Consider the following 717-nt stretch of genomic DNA (forward strand, 5'->3'; position numbering starts at 1 on the left):
GCTTCTTTAAAGATGACATCCAAGCCTTCGGCTTCTGCTTGTGCTTTCACCTGTTCTGAGCCCGGGACAATCAATGCTTGAACGTGCGATGCGACCTTACGGCCTTTCGCCACGACGGCGGCAGCGCGCATGTCTTCGATGCGAGAGTTCGTACAAGAGCCTACAAACACTTTATCTACTTGGTAGTCAGACAGTGATTTGCCTGCTTCTAGGCCCATGTAAGCCAATGCTTTTTCAGCAGACGCTTTTTCGATTGGATCAGTGAAGCTTTCTGGTGCTGGAATCGGTTGGTCAACGGCAATGACCTGACCTGGGTTTGTGCCCCAAGTTACTTGTGGTTTGATGTCAGCAGCATTTAGCGTTACTACGGCATCAAATTCGGCATCTGCGTCAGTTTTTAACGTCTTCCAGTACTCTACTGCAGCATCAAAATCTGCGCCTTGCGGTGAGAACTTACGACCTTTGATGTATTCAAACGTGGTTTCATCTGGTGCAATTAGGCCTGCTTTTGCGCCCAATTCAATGGCCATGTTACATACTGTCATGCGGCCTTCCATAGAAAGGTCAGTAATCGCTTCACCGCAGAATTCAACTACGTAACCTGTACCGCCAGCAGCTGTGGTTTCACCGATGATGGCTAGCACGATATCTTTAGCCGTGATACCCGGAGCCACTTTGCCTTTTACTTCGATCTTCATCGTTTTAGCGCGCGCTTGT

The 717-nt window shown here is 49.0% G+C and carries 1 protein-coding gene; it reads right to left on the bottom strand.

Going from position 1 to position 717, the window contains the following annotated elements; genetic code table 11:
• Window positions 1–717, bottom strand: a 717-nt coding sequence (locus R7R78_RS26240; RefSeq protein WP_263856323.1) for an aconitase family protein, incomplete at both ends; no start/stop codon positions are given.

The organism is Vibrio sp. 2134-1, assembly GCF_033339495.1.